At 46.5% G+C, this 15,926-nt stretch carries 16 protein-coding genes and 1 pseudogene; 10 read left to right on the forward strand and 7 right to left on the reverse strand.

The window, feature by feature from the left end; genetic code table 11:
• Positions 1 to 78: 78 nt before the first annotated feature.
• Positions 79 to 1,242, reverse strand: coding sequence for an iron-containing alcohol dehydrogenase (locus V7728_RS00200; RefSeq protein ID WP_025285178.1), 1,164 nt, complete (start codon positions 1,240 to 1,242; stop codon positions 79 to 81).
• A 230-nt stretch (positions 1,243 to 1,472) separates the two neighbouring features.
• On the opposite strand from V7728_RS00200, the gene V7728_RS00205 reads away from it, so the two are divergent.
• On the forward strand, positions 1,473 to 1,709 hold the full coding sequence (locus V7728_RS00205) for a DUF378 domain-containing protein (RefSeq protein ID WP_003152104.1): 237 nt from the start codon (positions 1,473 to 1,475) through the stop codon (positions 1,707 to 1,709).
• Between the two features lie 47 nt (positions 1,710 to 1,756).
• Here the strand turns inward: V7728_RS00205 and yugI are convergent, their stop codons facing one another.
• From yugI to V7728_RS00220, 3 genes are all read right to left on the reverse strand, one after another.
• Positions 1,757 to 2,149: a S1 domain-containing post-transcriptional regulator GSP13 gene (yugI, locus tag V7728_RS00210; RefSeq protein WP_007408653.1), complete on the reverse strand. Its 393-nt coding sequence runs from the start codon at positions 2,147 to 2,149 to the stop codon at positions 1,757 to 1,759.
• Between the two features lie 197 nt (positions 2,150 to 2,346).
• Entirely contained in the window at positions 2,347 to 3,516 is a 1,170-nt protein-coding gene (locus tag V7728_RS00215; protein WP_025285179.1) for an aminotransferase, read from the reverse strand.
• Positions 3,517 to 4,017, reverse strand: a complete 501-nt coding sequence (locus V7728_RS00220; RefSeq protein ID WP_003152098.1) for an Lrp/AsnC family transcriptional regulator — start codon at positions 4,015 to 4,017, stop codon at positions 3,517 to 3,519.
• A gap of 152 nt (positions 4,018 to 4,169) precedes the next feature.
• Here V7728_RS00220 and V7728_RS00225 point away from each other — a divergent pair, with 152 nt between their 5' ends.
• On the forward strand, positions 4,170 to 4,991 hold the full coding sequence (locus V7728_RS00225) for an alpha/beta fold hydrolase (protein ID WP_007408654.1): 822 nt from the start codon (positions 4,170 to 4,172) through the stop codon (positions 4,989 to 4,991).
• Between the two features lie 24 nt (positions 4,992 to 5,015).
• Here V7728_RS00225 and V7728_RS00230 read toward each other — a convergent pair whose 3' ends face one another.
• On the reverse strand, positions 5,016 to 5,276 hold the full coding sequence (locus V7728_RS00230) for a DUF1871 family protein (RefSeq protein ID WP_015240470.1): 261 nt from the start codon (positions 5,274 to 5,276) through the stop codon (positions 5,016 to 5,018).
• An 86-nt stretch (positions 5,277 to 5,362) separates the two neighbouring features.
• On the opposite strand from V7728_RS00230, the pseudogene V7728_RS00235 reads away from it, so the two are divergent.
• From V7728_RS00235 to V7728_RS00245, 3 genes and pseudogenes are all read left to right on the forward strand, one after another.
• Positions 5,363 to 6,525 (forward strand): annotated as a pseudogene (locus V7728_RS00235) (MalY/PatB family protein).
• 122 nt (positions 6,526 to 6,647) lie between these two features.
• Positions 6,648 to 7,943, forward strand: coding sequence for a sensor histidine kinase (locus V7728_RS00240; RefSeq protein WP_099567047.1), 1,296 nt, complete (start codon positions 6,648 to 6,650; stop codon positions 7,941 to 7,943).
• 34 nt (positions 7,944 to 7,977) lie between these two features.
• Positions 7,978 to 8,364 (forward strand): kinase-associated lipoprotein B, encoded by a 387-nt coding sequence (locus tag V7728_RS00245; protein WP_015240473.1) that lies wholly within the window; start codon positions 7,978 to 7,980, stop codon positions 8,362 to 8,364.
• 24 nt (positions 8,365 to 8,388) lie between these two features.
• On the opposite strand, the gene kapD is transcribed toward V7728_RS00245, so the two are convergent.
• Positions 8,389 to 9,006, reverse strand: coding sequence for a 3'-5' exonuclease KapD (kapD, locus tag V7728_RS00250; protein ID WP_025285184.1), 618 nt, complete (start codon positions 9,004 to 9,006; stop codon positions 8,389 to 8,391).
• A 150-nt stretch (positions 9,007 to 9,156) separates the two neighbouring features.
• Here kapD and V7728_RS00255 point away from each other — a divergent pair, with 150 nt between their 5' ends.
• The 3 genes from V7728_RS00255 to V7728_RS00265 all read left to right on the forward strand — a co-directional run bounded on the left by V7728_RS00255 (position 9,157) and on the right by V7728_RS00265 (position 12,800).
• Complete coding sequence (locus tag V7728_RS00255) at positions 9,157 to 10,401, forward strand: multidrug efflux MFS transporter (RefSeq protein ID WP_205829091.1); 1,245 nt, start codon at positions 9,157 to 9,159, stop codon at positions 10,399 to 10,401.
• An 89-nt stretch (positions 10,402 to 10,490) separates the two neighbouring features.
• Positions 10,491 to 12,365 (forward strand): transglycosylase domain-containing protein, encoded by a 1,875-nt coding sequence (locus tag V7728_RS00260; RefSeq protein WP_012118304.1) that lies wholly within the window; start codon positions 10,491 to 10,493, stop codon positions 12,363 to 12,365.
• A 21-nt stretch (positions 12,366 to 12,386) separates the two neighbouring features.
• Positions 12,387 to 12,800 carry a thiol-disulfide oxidoreductase DCC family protein gene (locus V7728_RS00265; protein WP_015240475.1) on the forward strand — a complete coding sequence of 138 codons (414 nt, stop codon included), beginning with the start codon at positions 12,387 to 12,389 and terminating at the stop codon, positions 12,798 to 12,800.
• A 14-nt stretch (positions 12,801 to 12,814) separates the two neighbouring features.
• Here V7728_RS00265 and V7728_RS00270 read toward each other — a convergent pair whose 3' ends face one another.
• Positions 12,815 to 13,372 carry a YufK family protein gene (locus tag V7728_RS00270; RefSeq protein ID WP_025285186.1) on the reverse strand — a complete coding sequence of 186 codons (558 nt, stop codon included), beginning with the start codon at positions 13,370 to 13,372 and terminating at the stop codon, positions 12,815 to 12,817.
• Positions 13,373 to 13,546: 174 nt separating this feature from the next.
• Here V7728_RS00270 and malK point away from each other — a divergent pair, with 174 nt between their 5' ends.
• Both malK and V7728_RS00280 read left to right on the forward strand, forming a co-directional pair.
• A complete protein-coding gene (gene malK / locus V7728_RS00275) occupies positions 13,547 to 15,148 on the forward strand; it encodes a malate sensor histidine kinase MalK (RefSeq protein WP_012118305.1) in 1,602 nt (533 codons plus the stop codon).
• Complete coding sequence (locus V7728_RS00280; RefSeq protein ID WP_003152077.1) at positions 15,141 to 15,848, forward strand: response regulator; 708 nt, start codon at positions 15,141 to 15,143, stop codon at positions 15,846 to 15,848. Before malK ends, V7728_RS00280 begins: the two co-directional genes overlap by 8 nt.
• The last annotated feature ends 78 nt before the right edge of the window (positions 15,849 to 15,926 follow it).

Genomic DNA, 15,926 nt, shown 5'->3' on the forward strand with positions numbered 1-15,926 from the left:
ACCTCCAAAAAAATCGTAAGGGAATTACTATAACACAGAAAAAAAGGAGCTGCCAATCCAGCCGCCCCCTTTATGTTATTACAATGATGCTTTCAGTATCGCAAGCACGTCTTCTTTCTGCAGTGACTTGAACTGTCCAAATGCTCCGTTTGCCATCGCTTTATCTGCAATCGTATCCAGCTTCTCATCAGAAATATCATAATCAGCGAGTCTGTTCGGAGCACCGAGGCTCGTCCAGAAATCAGACAGCCTGCTGATTCCTTCAAGTGCGATCTCTTCATCTGATTTGCCTGTCTCGTCAATATCGAAGACACGGACGGCAAGCTGTTTAAAGCGGGCCGGATTTTCTTTGAGCACATGTCTCATCCAGTTCGGGAACAGAATCGCTAAACCTCCGGCGTGCGGTATATCGTAAACCGCTGATACCGCATGCTCGATGTTGTGTGTGGCCCAATCCCCTCTTGCGCCCATTGACAGCATTCCGTTTAATGCGATCGTGCCTGTATATAAAATCGTCTCACGAAGCTCGTAGTTCTCCAGATCATTGATCAGCTTCGGCGCTGTTTCAATCACCGTGCGCAGAAGCGATTCACACATCCGGTCCTGATACGGCGTGTTTGGCGTGTGGTGGAAATATTGTTCAAACACATGGCTCATCATATCGACCATGCCGTAAATGGTGTGGTCTTTCGGAACGGTAAATGTGTTTACCGGATCGAGAATAGAGAATTTAGGGTAAACGAGCGGGCTCCCCCATCCGTATTTCTCTTGTGTCTCCCAGTTTGTGATGACTGATCCGGAGTTCATCTCTGAACCGGTTGCCGCAAGTGTCAGCACTGTTCCGAAAGGCAGCGCTTCTTTCGGCTGGTGTTTTTTTGTGACGATATCCCACGCGTCGCCGTCATATTTAGCGCCCGCCGCGATGGCTTTCGTGCAGTCAATGACACTTCCGCCGCCAACGGCCAATAAGAAATCGATGCTGTTTTCTTTACAGAGCGCAACACCTTTGTTCACCGTTGAGACACGCGGATTCGGCTCTACGCCTGCCAATTCATGTACGGTAACTTCCGCTTTTTTCAGCAGTTCGGTTACTTGATCATAAAGACCGCTGCGCTTAATGCTGCCTCCTCCGTATACGAGCAGCACGTTTTTTCCGTACGGTTTGATTTCTTCAGGAAGTTTTTCAACCTCTCCCTTTCCGAAAATCAATTTGGTCGGATTCCAATATGTAAAGTTTTGCATGACATCTCCTCCTTTGGATTTATATTATGCAGAAAGATGACGTTCAATGTAAAGCAATCCGCTTTTTTGACGGCGCATCACATGGTTTACAGACATCGAATTCCCGGGAAAGGCACTTGTACAGCTTGAAACAGTGTGTGATTTTCACGGCGGAGAATGTAGTATGCATAGATTCTTTGCTTTGTCACAATCTATAACTGTTTCACGAATTCATAGAGGAGGTTGTTTACATGAGTGTTATTCAGCGTATCTGTCTCGTATTAACGATTATCGGCGCTATTAACTGGGGACTGATCGGGTTTTTCCAATTTGATTTAGTAGCAGCCATCTTCGGCGGCCAAGGATCAGCTCTGTCGCGGATTATTTACGGCCTTGTCGGCATCGCCGGCCTGATCAATCTCGGCCTGCTGTTTAAGCCGAACGAAGAAACATCCCGCGAGGAAGCGGCAAATCCGGAAGTCAGATAAACATAAAAAAAGCACCGAACATACATATCCGGTGCTTTTTTTAATGATTATTTTTTGATAAGGTCTTTGCGGTTGGACTGTTCGATCCACTCTTCAAGCTTATCTTTCAATGTGTTGAAACCTTGCGGAGCAGATGTTTCTTCAGAAGCTTGAGCCGCTTTCGGTTTTCTTGGTTTGCTTTCTTTTCTTTCAGGCGCCGCTTGAGTCGCACGGATAGAAAGGCTGATTTTTCCTTTTTCTTCGTCAACCGCAAGTACTTTTACTTGTACTTCGTCACCGATAGAAAGGTGTTCGTTAATGTCTTTTACGAAACCGTGAGTGACTTCAGAAATGTGAACAAGTCCTTGAGTTTCTTCATCTAATGCAACAAACGCACCATACGCTTGTAATCCTGTTACTTTACCAGTGTAAACACTGCCCACTTCAAATTTTGCTGCCATTCATAACAACTCCTAAGTTAAATTAAATACAGATTATACGCAATTTAAAATTATATCATACAAGTTTGTTTTTCGCAAAGAGAACTTTTTTACATAATCATGTTTAAGCACAGATAAAGGAGGGTATACTATGATTACGAAGGCTTTCTAGTATTCCCCCCCTTTTATTTGGATGCGAACCGGGTTCGTATCTTTTTTTATGCCCTTTTTTCAACAAACCGTTTGATTCTGACGAGCGCTTCCTGAATCTGCTCAATGGATGTCGCATAGGAACATCTGATGTAGCCTTCGCCGCTCGGGCCGAATACATTCCCCGGAACGACGGCTACTTTTTCTTCAATGAGCAGCTGTTCCGCGAATTCTTCTGAACTCATGCCGGTCGACTGAATGGAAGGAAAGGCGTAAAATGCTCCGCCGGGGTGGTGGCAGCCGAGTCCGATTTCGTTCAATGTCTCCACAATCAGGTTTCGGCGTCTCCGATAGCTTTTCTTCATTCTTTCGACGTCTTCCTGGCCGTTTTTCAGCCCTTCAAGCGCCGCGTACTGAGCCATGGAAGGCGCGCACATCATCGCGTGCTGATGAATTTTGAGCATCGCATCCCTGATCACGGGAGGCGCCGCCGTAAATCCGAGTCTCCATCCCGTCATGGCAAATGCTTTGGAGAAGCCGGAAATGAGAACCGTGCGTTCCTTCATGCCGCGGATGGCCCCCATGCTCGTGAATGGCTCATCATACGTCAGCTCGGCATAAATTTCATCGGCAAGCACGATCAAGTCGTGTTTTTCAGCGAAAGCAGCGATGGATTCAAGCTCTTCTTTCGAATAGACGGAACCTGTCGGATTTGACGGCGAGCATAGAAGCAGCGCTTTTGTTTTGTCCGTCAGGGCCGCTTCAAAATCGGCGGCTGATGCTTTGAAACCTTTTGCAGCGACAGTCTGAATCGGCACCGGCTTCGCCCCCGTCAAGGTCACGAGTGATTCATATGCGACAAAACACGGTTCGGGAATTAACATTTCCTCTCCAGGATTCATAATGGCGCGGACAGCGAGATCAAGCGCCTGGCTTGCCCCTACAGTAACGATCAGTTCACTGTCAGGTGAATAACTCAGGCCGAACCGCTGATCTAAGTAGCGGCTGATTTCTTCTCTCAGTTCATAAAGACCCGCATTTGCCGTATAAGCCGTATAACCCTGTTCTAAAGAAAGAATACTCGCTTCCCTCACGTTCCAGGCCGTCACAAAGTCAGGCTCTCCCACTCCCAGTGAAATGACGCCTTCCATCGTAGCGGCCAGATCAAAGAACTTGCGGATGCCTGACGGTTTAATCTGCTGCACGTAGTCAGATAAATAAGAAGTCTTCGTTTCCATTTACGGAGACACCACGATTCTTTTGTCATCGTCTCCGCTTTCAAAGACTTTGCCGTCATGCTTATATTTTTTCAGGATGAAGTGCGTTGTCGTGGAAACGACAGACTCAAGGGTGGACAATTTTTCAGACACGAAGCTTGCCACGTCTGACATCGTGTTGCCGCGAATAACGACAGATAAGTCATACACCCCTGACATCAGGTACACTGATTCAACTTCCTGGAATCTGTATATCCGCTCAGCGACTTCATCAAAGCCGACATTTCGTTTTGGAGTGACTTTTACGTCAATCATCGCCGTGACGCCTTCCAAACCGTCGACTTTGCGCCAGTCGATCATCGCCGCATAATCAATGATGACTTTTTCCTTTTCAAGCTTTTCAATGATGCTTTTGACTTCTTCAGCGGGAATGTTTGCCATTTTCGCAATCGTTTCCGCATCAACGCGGCTGTTTTCGTCTAAAATTTCTAATATTTCTGTTTCTTTTTCGGTCAGCTTCATACGTTTCACACCTTTGCATTATCAAAAATCTTCATGACATTATATCACGATTTTCGACAAATGCTAAGAAAAACCCGAAAGAAACCAGAGCTAAAATCTGACAATCAAAAAAGCCTTTACATTACAACAAAGAAAGGACGGCGAAGGCTCTCATGGAAGCTGTTTCACCGATTAAACGGGCCGCGATAGACGGAGTTGAGCTGTATTACGAGCATTATGAAAATCCCGGCAGACAGACACTCGTCTGCGTACACGGTTTTTTATCTTCGGCATTCAGCTTCAGAAAACTGATCCCGCTGCTCAGAAACCATTATGATATTATCGCCGTTGACCTGCCTCCTTTCGGGCAATCGGAAAAGTCACGGACATTCGTATATACTTACGCAAACCTCGCCAAGCTTCTGATCGGACTTCTGGAAAAGCTCGGTATCAGCCGGGCCGCACTCATCGGCCATTCAATGGGCGGCCAGATTTCCTTATCCGCGTCTCTTCTCAGACCCGAGCTTTTTTCTAAAATCGTCCTGCTGTGCAGCTCGGGGTATTTAAAGCGCTCGCACCCGTCGATTATATTCGGGACGCATCTCCCTTGTTTTGACCTGTATCTTAAGTATTGGCTTTCAAAAGACGGCGTGCTGAACAACCTGTTAAATGTCGTTCACGACCGGACGCTTATCGATCAGGAAATGATTGACGGTTACGAAAAACCATTTACAGACCGCCAGATTTTCAAAGCGATGACAAGGTTTATCAGACATAGGGAGGGCGATTTAGAGCCCGAGGATTTGAAGAAAGTGCAAAACCCCGCTCTTTTAATCTGGGGAGAAGAAGACCGTGTCGTTCCGGTCTCAGTCGGAAAACGGCTTCATGACGACCTGCCGGATTCCATTCTGTATTCACTCAAGGATACGGGGCACCTCGTACCCGAAGAGCGCCCGGAGTTTGTTTCGGAGCGGATTTTTGAATTTATTCAATAAAAAAACCGGCGGAACCGCCGGTTTTTAAGGGGTGCAGGAGCTGCTTTCTTTTATGAACAGAAGCTGCTCGGCGGCCTTTCGGCAGCCTTCGATCGGAAGCTTTTGCTCAAATGAAGCTTCAAAGATATCCTGAATGGCTGCTGCCAGCTTGTCGGCACGGTCTTCACTGTAGACGGCCTGAACGATGTCGACGGCTTCTGTCTCATAAAAATCTTCTCCATATTTAAACGGGTCCCACTTGGCAATGATTTTCATCATTTCCATGACCGCTTGGCTTTCTTCCATTTTCATCACCGCTTATAATAAAGTTTGCAATTCTATTTTATCATAGATACGCTGTGCAAAATAATGATACTACAGGAGTGACATACATGAACTTTGATCTTCGAGAAAACCGTCTTGGCACACAATCGGTGAAATGGGACAAGGCGGAAGCGTTATTCGGCGTATCGGATGCGCTTCCGATGTGGGTTGCCGATATGGATTTCCGCGCTCCCGAAGCGGTCACTGACGCCTTAAAAGCCCGCCTTGACCACGGCATATTCGGTTATACGTCTCCTGACGAAAACACAAGAGAAGCCGTCGCTTCATGGCTTGAGACGCGGCATGGCTACCGGCCCGCCCCCGCAAGCATCGCGTTCAGTCCCGGTGTTGTCACGGCAATCAGCATGGCCGTACAAGCCTTTACCGAACCGGGCGATCCGGTGTTGATTCAATCACCGGTGTATACGCCTTTTTATCAGATGATCAAGGAAAACAAACGGCAGGTTTTACATAACCCGTTACGGGAAGAAAACGGCGTCTACTGTATGGATTTTGAGGATCTTGAGAAAAAGCTGAACGATTCTGAGGTCAAGCTGATGATTCTTTGTAATCCCCACAATCCGTCCGGCAGAGCATGGAGCCGGGATGAGCTTATGAAGCTCGGATCGCTGTGCGCCGCCCATAACGTCACCGTCGTTTCTGACGAGATACATTCCGACTTAATGCTGTACGGAAAGCCGCATACGCCTTTCGCTTCTCTGTCTGAGGAGTTGCGCGGATTTCCGTTACTTGTCTCGCGCCGAGCAAGACGTTTAATATTGCCGGGATTCAGGCATCCGCCATTATCATTCCCGATCGGTATAAGCGGGCGAAATTCTCCGCCGTATTGCATCAGAACGGAATTTCCAGCCTCAACACATTTGCGGTTGCAGCAATCGAAGCGGCCTATACAAAGGGAGGCCCTTGGCTTGACGCGCTGATTCCTTACATTGAAGGGAATATGAAATTGGCTGAGGACTTTTTAAGAAAAGAATTGCCGAAAGTCCGCATGATGAAGCCTGACGCTTCCTATTTGATCTGGATGGATTTCAGCGAATACGGATTTTCGGATGCCGAGCTCAAAGAAAGAATGCTCAAAAAAGGGAAAATCATATTAGAACCGGGAACAAAATACGGACCGGGCGGCGAAGGATTTATGAGACTTAATGTCGGCTGTTCAGCCGCCGCCGTAAAAGAAGGGCTTAAGAGAATGAAAGCAGCGCTCGCTTAGCAGCGGAAAGAACGCCTTTATCAGATGAGATAAGGGCGTTCGCTTTAGAGAAATATATACTTTTTTTTCCGGTAAAGATGTTATAATAGATTCATATTTACATAGGAAAGGATTTCGCATAAATGGAGATTGTAAAGGATTACCTGCTTCACTTCTCTTTTATTTTATTCCCTATTTTTCTTTATCAAGTCTTCTGGCTCAGCAAGCCCGATTTGCTTGTGCCGAGAGCGAACCGCCTGCTGGTCGCCGTATTTGCAGCGTCATCTTCCTTATTATGTACGGCTTTTCCCATCCAGGAGCTTCATTCCGTCCGTTACGGTTTGCAGCTGATTCCCATTATCGTCTGCCTGCTTTATTCCGGTACCGCCGCAGGACTTGCCGCAGGGGCGGCATCCGTTTTTTTTCAGCTCATATGGTTTGAACCTTCCGCTCTTTTTTTCTTATCCTTAATTCCTTTTTTAATCATCATCCCTATCCAGCTCCAAACGAAATGGCCTTTTTTTTCAAAGCGGAAGAAACTGCTTTTCGCTCTTCTCATCGGCTGCACTGAAACCGCCTTATTAACCGCATCTGTCTTCATCTATTCCGCGACCAATATTTTCAATTTTCAAAATCTATCTTCCGTTTATTACGAGGCGGCAGTATCTGTTTTTTTTCAAGTCAGCGCCCTTTTGCTGTGCATTTATTTGATTGAGATCATTGATGAGAATGCGTCCATGCGGGCAAGGCTGATTCACTCAGAAAAAATGGCCGTCGTCAGCGAGCTTGCGGCAAGCGTCGCCCATGAAGTCCGCAATCCGCTTACGGTCGTCAGAGGTTTTGTGCAGCTGCTGTTCAGCGGCGAGCAGCTTCAGGACAAATCCCACTCCGGATATCAGAAACTTGTGCTGTCCGAACTCGACCGGGCTCAGACGATCATTACGAATTATCTCGATATGGCGAAGCAGGATGACTATGAAAAAGAAAAGTTTGATATTTCTCTGCTCGTAAAGGAAACAGGTTCCTTAATGGAGTCTTATGCCAATTTTAAATCGGTGACCGTGACTGTTCAAAGCGAGCCTGATTTATATGTGTTCGGCGATGTAAAAAAACTGAAACAGGCCTTCATTAATCTGATTAAAAACAGTATTGAAGCTGTGCCCTCTGAAAACGGCCGAATCGAGGTCTCCGTCCAAAAACAGGAAGAGATAATTCTCATTCAGATTACGGATAACGGAATCGGCATGTCCGATGAAGAACTGCAGAAACTCGGCAAGCCATATTATACGCTGAAAACGAACGGCACCGGGCTCGGGCTTACCGTGACATTCTCGATTATTCAGCATCATGAAGGCTCCGTCTGTTTCACCAGCGGCGAGCACTCGGGCACAACGGCCTCAGTCAGGCTTCCGGCGCTGTTCACTAGCCAACCGCGTTGATCTTTTATAGAATAACTAGAGAGAGGTGAACGCTATGAATACGTTTGAAATCGGCACAATCGTAAAAGGGTTTTATAAAACAGGAGCATACATAGGGGAAGTGACAGACGTCAGGCCCAATCACTATTTAGTGAAAATTAAAGCCGTTCTGACGCATCCCGCTCAAGGAGATCTTCATCATCCGAAGCAGGCGGATGTTCCGTTTTTTCATGAAAGAAGAGCGCTTGCATTCGGGGAACAGACAAACATACCGCATCAGATGGTCAAACCGTTTGATGGCGAGGTGCCTGATTATACGGCTTCTTTACAAGCGGCGTCTGCCCGGCTGAAAGATCAGCTTACAGCGGACGGCTCAGAATGGGCGGAACGTTCGCTCGACAACTTGGCCGCGTTAGAGCGTGACTATTTTAAACGAACTTGACCCAGTCGGCATGATTGGGTTTTTTTATGTGGCCCGGCGAAACAGTTCAGTCAGATCGACGCGATCACCGATCGTCGGAGGTTTCGGTTTTTCAAGATATTGTTTATCCCGCTCGACAAGCTTGAATAATTTGTATGTCGTCAGCGCATCATCCAGCGCTTTATGATGCGTGCCCGTCCCTTTATCGCCATACTCTTCTGCCGCTTTCCAAAGGCCGGTCAATGTTCTGTCGCCGAAGAAGTTTTTGTATTCAAGGGACAGATCCCGAAGTTCTCCTTTGAACGGAAAAGGGATGTGGTTAAACATGCAATTTTGCTTTAACACTTTCATATCCATATTGCCCCAGGTGACGATCGTACAGTTTTTATCAGGATCAAGCTCATTTAATTTGCGGATGAATTCATTAAACGTGATTCCGCCGTCCACGTCTTTTTGGGTGATATTCAGAAAGGTTTTGCATCGTTTCGTCAGCTTCGGAAATTTTTTCGGTTTGATATAACTCGAAAACGTTTCAGTCACTTCATCATTCACCGTCTTGACAATCCCCGCTTCAATAATCTCGGGAAAGAAATTTTGCGGGCTGTATTTTCCGTCAGGCATTGTAAATTCAAAATCAATAATGAGCAGACTGCGCTGATCCACTTTTTTACACCTGCCTTTCCTCCGATCAAAAATGATATTTTATGATAGTATATCAGTTTCCCCTCTGAAACTTTCTTCATTTTCTAAAAATAATGAATTTTCCTATATCCGCATCGAAAATACAAATACCGGATTCATTCCTATATACTAATGATTAGATACGCGAAAAGTAAAGAAGGTGATGTTATTTCTGTCCGTAAGAAGAACTTCGTCGTCATTTGGATTACAAATTTCTTTATTTCCGCCAGCATGACCATGATTGTTCCGTTTCTTTCGTTATATATCGAAACGATCAGCCCCCATTCGGGCGGGTATGTGCAGAGATGGAGCGGGTATGTGTTCGGCGTCACGTTTTTAATGGCGTTTGTGATTTCCCCGTTTTGGGGAAGATTCGGCGATAAGCGCGGCTACAAAAAAATTCTCTTGATTACAGGAACCGGCATTGCCGTCAGCATTTTATTGATGGGGTTTGTGACATCCGTTTATCAGCTGTTTGTCCTGCGGCTGCTTATGGGTCTAGTAACAGGCTTTGTTCCGACATCGCTTGCCATGATTTCGGCGCAGACGCCGAAAGAGACTGCCGGGAAGACGCTCGGCACGCTGCAGATGGGTCAGGTGTCAGGCACTTTATTCGGACCGATGCTGGGCGGGCTGCTCGCTGACAGCTTCGGGTTTACGTACACATTTTTTATTACGTCTTTTGTCATTTTCGCATCCGTGCTTCTCGTTTTATTTCAGGTCAATGAGCAGCCGCTCGGCGAGAAACAAAACAAGCGGAAAACCTATTCCAGAAAACAGGTGCTCTCCTATATTTTTCACCAGCCCGCGCTTTGGGCGATGATGGTGCTTACTATGATCGTGCAGACCGGCAATTTCAGCATTCAGCCGCTGCTCGCTTTATATGTCAATGAGCTGCACGGACCTGTTAATTTAGCTTTTTTCTCCGGAATGGCGTTTTCAGCGACCGGACTCGGAAGCTTATTGCTTGCCCGGAAATGGGGGGACTTCGGCGACCGCTTCGGCCACAGCCGGATTTTAATCGTGCTTTTGATTGCCTCAGCGGTGTTTTTCATTCCGCAGGCGCTCGCCTCCTCCCTCTCCATTCTGTTAGTCTTCAGATTTCTGTTCGGCATGGTCATGGGCGGCACGCTCCCCTGCATTACGGCCGCAATCCGCGTCAGGGCGCCGGGCAGCATCCAGGGAGAGGTGCTCGGCTATAACGTCAGCTTTCGTTTTCTCGGAAATGTGCTCGGCCCTCTGCTCGGAGGTGCGGTCTCGAGCGGTTTTTCCATTTCGGCTGCTTTCTACGTCACCGCCTTTCTCTTTTTAATAGGCGCGGGGCTCTTATGGATGGCGGGACATTTGCAAAAGGATACAGCGTCAAATGCGGGCTGACCGGCAGCGATCACGATTTCTTCTAAATTTAACCTTCTCGTATTCTTAAAAGAATGATACGATATGGCTAGAAATCAGGAGAAAAGAGAGTGACCATGGTACGTAAAATAATCGGATGGATTTTGCTGCTCGGCATTATCCCGTTGTGTGCATTTACAGTTATTGCTTCCGGCAAAGAGGTAAAACAAATCAAGCCTTTTGATCAGGTGCTCGATAAACATATTGATTTAAAAGCGATCAACCTGGTTCAAAACAGTTACATGTATGACAGGGACGGAAGCCTTGTTTCTGAGATTGTCAGCGATCATGAGAACCGCGTGATCGTGCCCTTTAATAAAATACCGAATGAGGTAAAACAACTGTTTTTAACCTCTGAAGACCGTCATTTTTATGAGCATAAAGGGTTTGACTTTATGGGGATGGTCAGGGCGGCCGCCTCCAATTTCAAAGATCATAAAATTGATCAGGGCGCCAGCACCATCACCCAGCAGCTGGCAAGGAATGTGTATTTAAGCCATGAACGCACCTTCAGCCGAAAACTGACGGAGCTGGCCTATTCCTATCAGCTTGAGAAAAAATACAGCAAAGATGAGATTTTAGAAGGCTACTTAAATACGATTTATTTTAATAACGGCGTATACGGTGTCGGTTCGGCGGCACAATTTTATTTCAGCAAGCCGCTGAAATCTCTCACTTTGGGAGAAATGGCCTTTATCTGCGCCATCCCTAATAACCCTACATTATATGATCCTCTCAAGCATTTTGATTATACGAAAAAACGACAAGTCAGATTGCTTAACGGATTAAAAAAAGCAGGCGTTATATCCGGGAAACAGCTGAAAAAAGCCGAAAAGGAAAAGATCAAGCTTGATATAAACGAAAAAACAAATAAATATCCTGACTATGTTTCCTATGTAAATGATGAATTCACACAGCTTGTTTCATCATCCGAAGGCTATGACAAACGTCTTGAAAAAGCTTCCGGAAAGGCGAAACAAAAAATACAGAGTGAGCTTTCAGACAGAGTCAGCACATTGTTAAAAGACGGCGTGAAGATTTATACGGCGCTGAATCCGTATATGCAAAACCAGGTTGTCGCCCAAGTGAATCAAAATCTGCCGTATGCAGGCGTCCAAGGCGGAGCGGCCGTGATTAATCATCAGACACATCAGATTATCGCGCTTTCAGGCGGGAAAGATTACCATAAATATGATTTCAACCGTGCCTATCAGGCATACAGACAGCCCGGTTCATCCATTAAGCCGCTGCTTGATTACGGACCTTACATTGAAAAGACCGGCGCAACGCCACACAGCAAGATTGACGCAAGCAAATTCTGCAGTGCGGATTACTGTCCGCAAAACTACAATAACCGCACGTACGGTACGGTCACGCTGGAAACGGCGTTTAAATACTCGTACAACACACCGGCCATCAGAATCATGGACCGCGTCGGCGTCAATAAGGCGTTCAGCTACCTTGAACCGTTTCATTTCGCGAAGCTGGTCAGCGCGGATTACCGTCTGCCTGCGGCGCTTGGCGGTTTTACAAACGGCATGACGCCGCTTGAAATGACCAATGCGTACACCACGTTCGGCAACAACGGCGTTTATACGCCGAGTCACGCGATTACAAAAGTGACTGATTTAAAAGGAAAAACGATATTAAAATGGAAAGATGAGCCGACGCAGGTATTCAGCGTGCGGACCAACATGCAGATCAAAGAAATGATGAAAGCCGTCGTCAAGAGCGGTACAGGAAAGAAAGCGAACTTTAAAGCTCCGTACGTCGGCGGAAAATCAGGAACGTCAAATGACTATCACGATATGTGGTTTGTCGGCCTGACGGACGCTTATACGATGGGGGTATGGGTCGGCAAGGATACACCGTCAAGCGTCGAATACCTTCATGACGCAAGCCCTCAGCTTTCGATCTGGAAAAACACGCTGCAGGCAGCTTATTAAAGATAACGGAGGGGATCCGCTTTGGAACCAGCTCAGCTTCCGGACCGCGTACTTTTGTTTGACGGCGTCTGCAACTTATGCAGCGGCGCCGTTCAATTCATCATTAAACGCGATCCGGCCGGCAAAATCTCATTTGCATCATTGCAATCAGATACCGCCCGGGAGCTTTTGGCATCAGAAGGACTTCCGACAGAACAATTTGACAGCATGATTTTTATCGAAAACGGGCGGATATACAAAAAATCCGCAGCCGTGTTAAAGGTTTCCCGTCATCTCCGCGGAGCCTGGCGGCTGTCAGCGGTTTTTTTCGCAGTGCCCCGCCCCCTCAGGGACAGAGCCTATTCTTTCATCGCCCGGCGCCGCTACAAATGGTTCGGAAAAAGGGAAGCATGCATGCTCCCCTCCCCTGAGATCAAAAACAGATTTCTGTCTTAACAAAAATGGCTAGCTTACACAGGTAAGCTAGCCATTATGCTATTATAAAGCTTGATAAAGATGTACAAAATACCGATAACAAAAGTAAACCAAAACAGAATCTCAAGCAATATAAAACCGATCAGCGAAACGATCGAGAGTGTCGAATAGATTCTGTACACCATGAAAATCAAATAAACGAGCGTAACAACGGCAAATAACGCCGCAATCCAAAAACCATTCTGCACGAGCACAAAGGAAAGAATTCCTCCGCCTACATAAATTAAAGAGCCTAATCTGATTTTTTTCAGATTGTCCCCTTCAGGGTCATTTGTGAAAAACAAAAGAGACAGCTCTGTCACTGTGTTTGCAATCAGCTTCAAAGCCGAAAAAAGCATAAAATACACAAGGGCGAACGCTGCAAAAAGCGCCAGTCTGATCCCTTTCTCAGAGAAATAATCCAGCATCCCCTGATACATGCCGAGCGTCTGAAGTATCTTCATGACATAAAGCGAGGTAGAAATGGATAATGACGAACTAAAAAGCAGAATCGCAACGAGCGGAAAATAACCCGTCCAATAAGTATTTTTCATATAAAAAGTCCCTTTCTGTAATCTACCTCACTTATTATGGAGGACTTAAAACACATTGACAAGATAAAAAATACCATTTTTCCTCACTTTTACGAAATAAGGGCCTGATCTTCACAAACCGGCTTTTTCGGAGTAAAGTAGAACGCGGGAATGATAAACGTAAGGAAGGCTGTTATGAAAAAAACATTAAAATTGCAAACCCGATTAACGATATTCGTCTGTATTGTCGTCCTTATCGCACTTTGTATCACCTTTTTCACGATCAGCGTCCAAACAGCAGACCGCGTGAAAGAAGAAGAACGGACGACCGCGCTGCGCACCGCAAAGCTGGTCGCGGAAACACCGAGTGTCGCGCGGGCATTGCAAACAAGAAAAGGGCTGAAAGAGCTCCGGGATTATACATTAGACGTCCAGCATACGACAGGAACCGAATTTGTCGTGGTGATGGATATGAACAGCATCCGCCTCACCCACCCCGACGCAAATAAAATCGGGAAGAAATTCACCGGCGGAGACGAACAGCCGGCGATGCACGGACATATCAAAACGAGCACATCAGCGGGAACTCTCGGAAAATCCATGAGAGCCTTCGTACCGATCTATGGAAAAGATAAAAAACAAGTGGGCGTCGTTTCGGTCGGAATTTCGCTTAACAAAATACAGGATGTCGTCAGCCACAGTTTGAGACCGCTTTATTTCATCATCTGCGTAAGTATTTTTGTCGGCGTCATCGGAGCCGTCATTGTCGCCCGCACCGTCAAAAACATTATGTACGGTCTTGAGCCTTATGAGATCGCCACCCTCCTCGAAGAGCGGAGCGCCATGCTCGAATCAACGAAGGAAGGCATTCTGGCGGTTGACGCGCGGGGAAAAATCAAGCTCGCCAATGCGGAAGCGAAACGGCTTTTTATTAAAATGGGTATTCCGACTAATCCGGTCGATCAAGATGTGAACGATATTCTCCCGAAAAGCCGGCTGAAACAAGTGATTGAAACGAAAAAACCGCTTCAGGACAGGGATATCCGCATTAACGGGCTTGAGCTGGTCTTTAATGAGGTTCCGATTCATCTGAAAGGACAAACCGTCGGAGCGATCGCCACGTTCAGGGACAAAACGGAGGTCAAACATTTAGCAGAACAGCTGTCCGGTGTTAAAATGTATGCAAACGCATTAAGAGCCCAGTCTCATGAATTCATGAATAAGCTTCATGTCATTTTAGGGCTTGTCCAGTTAAAAGAATACGATGATCTCGGCACTTACATTAAAGACATTGCCATTCAGCAGAAGACGGAAACAAGCGAGATTATAAGTGATGTCAAAAGTCCGGTTCTCGCAGGGTTTCTTCTAGGAAAACAAAGCTACATACGCGAACAGGGCGCTGATCTGGACATTCAGCTCGGCAGCCTGATCCCGAATGCGGCAGATCCGGCCGTCATCCATGAGCTCATTACGATTATCGGAAACCTGTTAAACAACGCGCTCGACGCGGTGGCGCAGATGCCGAAAAAAAACATTACGTGCTCGATGCGGTTTCAGGATCGCCAGCTTGATATAGAGATTACGGACACGGGAGCCGGAATGTCTGCGGCAGACCAAGCCCGTATTTTTGAACAAGGTTATTCCACGAAAGGGACAAACCGGGGGTTCGGCCTCTATTTCACCCAGCAGGCAACAGAAAATTTAAAAGGCCATATGATTGTGACAAGTGAAAAGAATGAAGGAACGACTTTCAGTCTTCGCATTCCGTATGAACCGAAGGAGGAAAATGATGATTAATGTACTCATAGTTGAAGACGACCCCATGGTGGGTGAATTAAATAAACGCTATCTCAGCCAGATTGAAGGATTTCAGCTGAAAGGGATCGCATCATCCTTTCAAAGCGCGCTGCACGTGCTGAGCGAGCATCATATCGATCTCATCCTTCTTGACATTTACATGCCGGGAAAAAACGGGCTTGAGCTATTAACGGAAATCCGCAAACAAAATGAATCGGTTGATGTCATCGTCATTTCGGCCGCAAGCGAGCTGGACGTCATCAAAAAAACGCTTCGGTACGGCGCCGTCGATTATTTAATCAAACCATTTGAATTTGACCGCTTTCAAACCGCTCTTTCCGACTACAGACGCAAGCAGAAAGTTTATCAATCACACAGAAGCATGACACAGAAAGAATTGGATGCCGAGCTTTTTCAAAAGAAAGAAGCGGCGGAAAAGGTTCACCTTCCGAAGGGATTGACAAAAAGCACGCTTAAACTCATCTGGGCGAGCATTGAATCTTTCGGTGACGGCTCTTTTACCACGGAAGATCTCGCCAAGCATACTGAAATCTCGCAAGTCTCCATCCGGAAATACCTTAAATTTCTGGAAGACATACAAGTGCTGAATGTAGAGATGGCGTACGGCACGATCGGCAGACCCGTCTTCCAATATCATATCAACACCGGCAATGTCAGCAGCATCAAACAATATTTATAATGTCAAAAAGCGCCGTTCCGCTGTGAACGGTGCTTTTTTACTGTCATATCCCGTGACAAAAGGCTTGAGATTCCTTTT

Origin of the sequence: Bacillus sp. JHAA (assembly GCF_036961585.1) — a bacterium.
Taxonomy (GTDB): Bacteria; Bacillota; Bacilli; order Bacillales; family Bacillaceae; genus Bacillus; species Bacillus velezensis.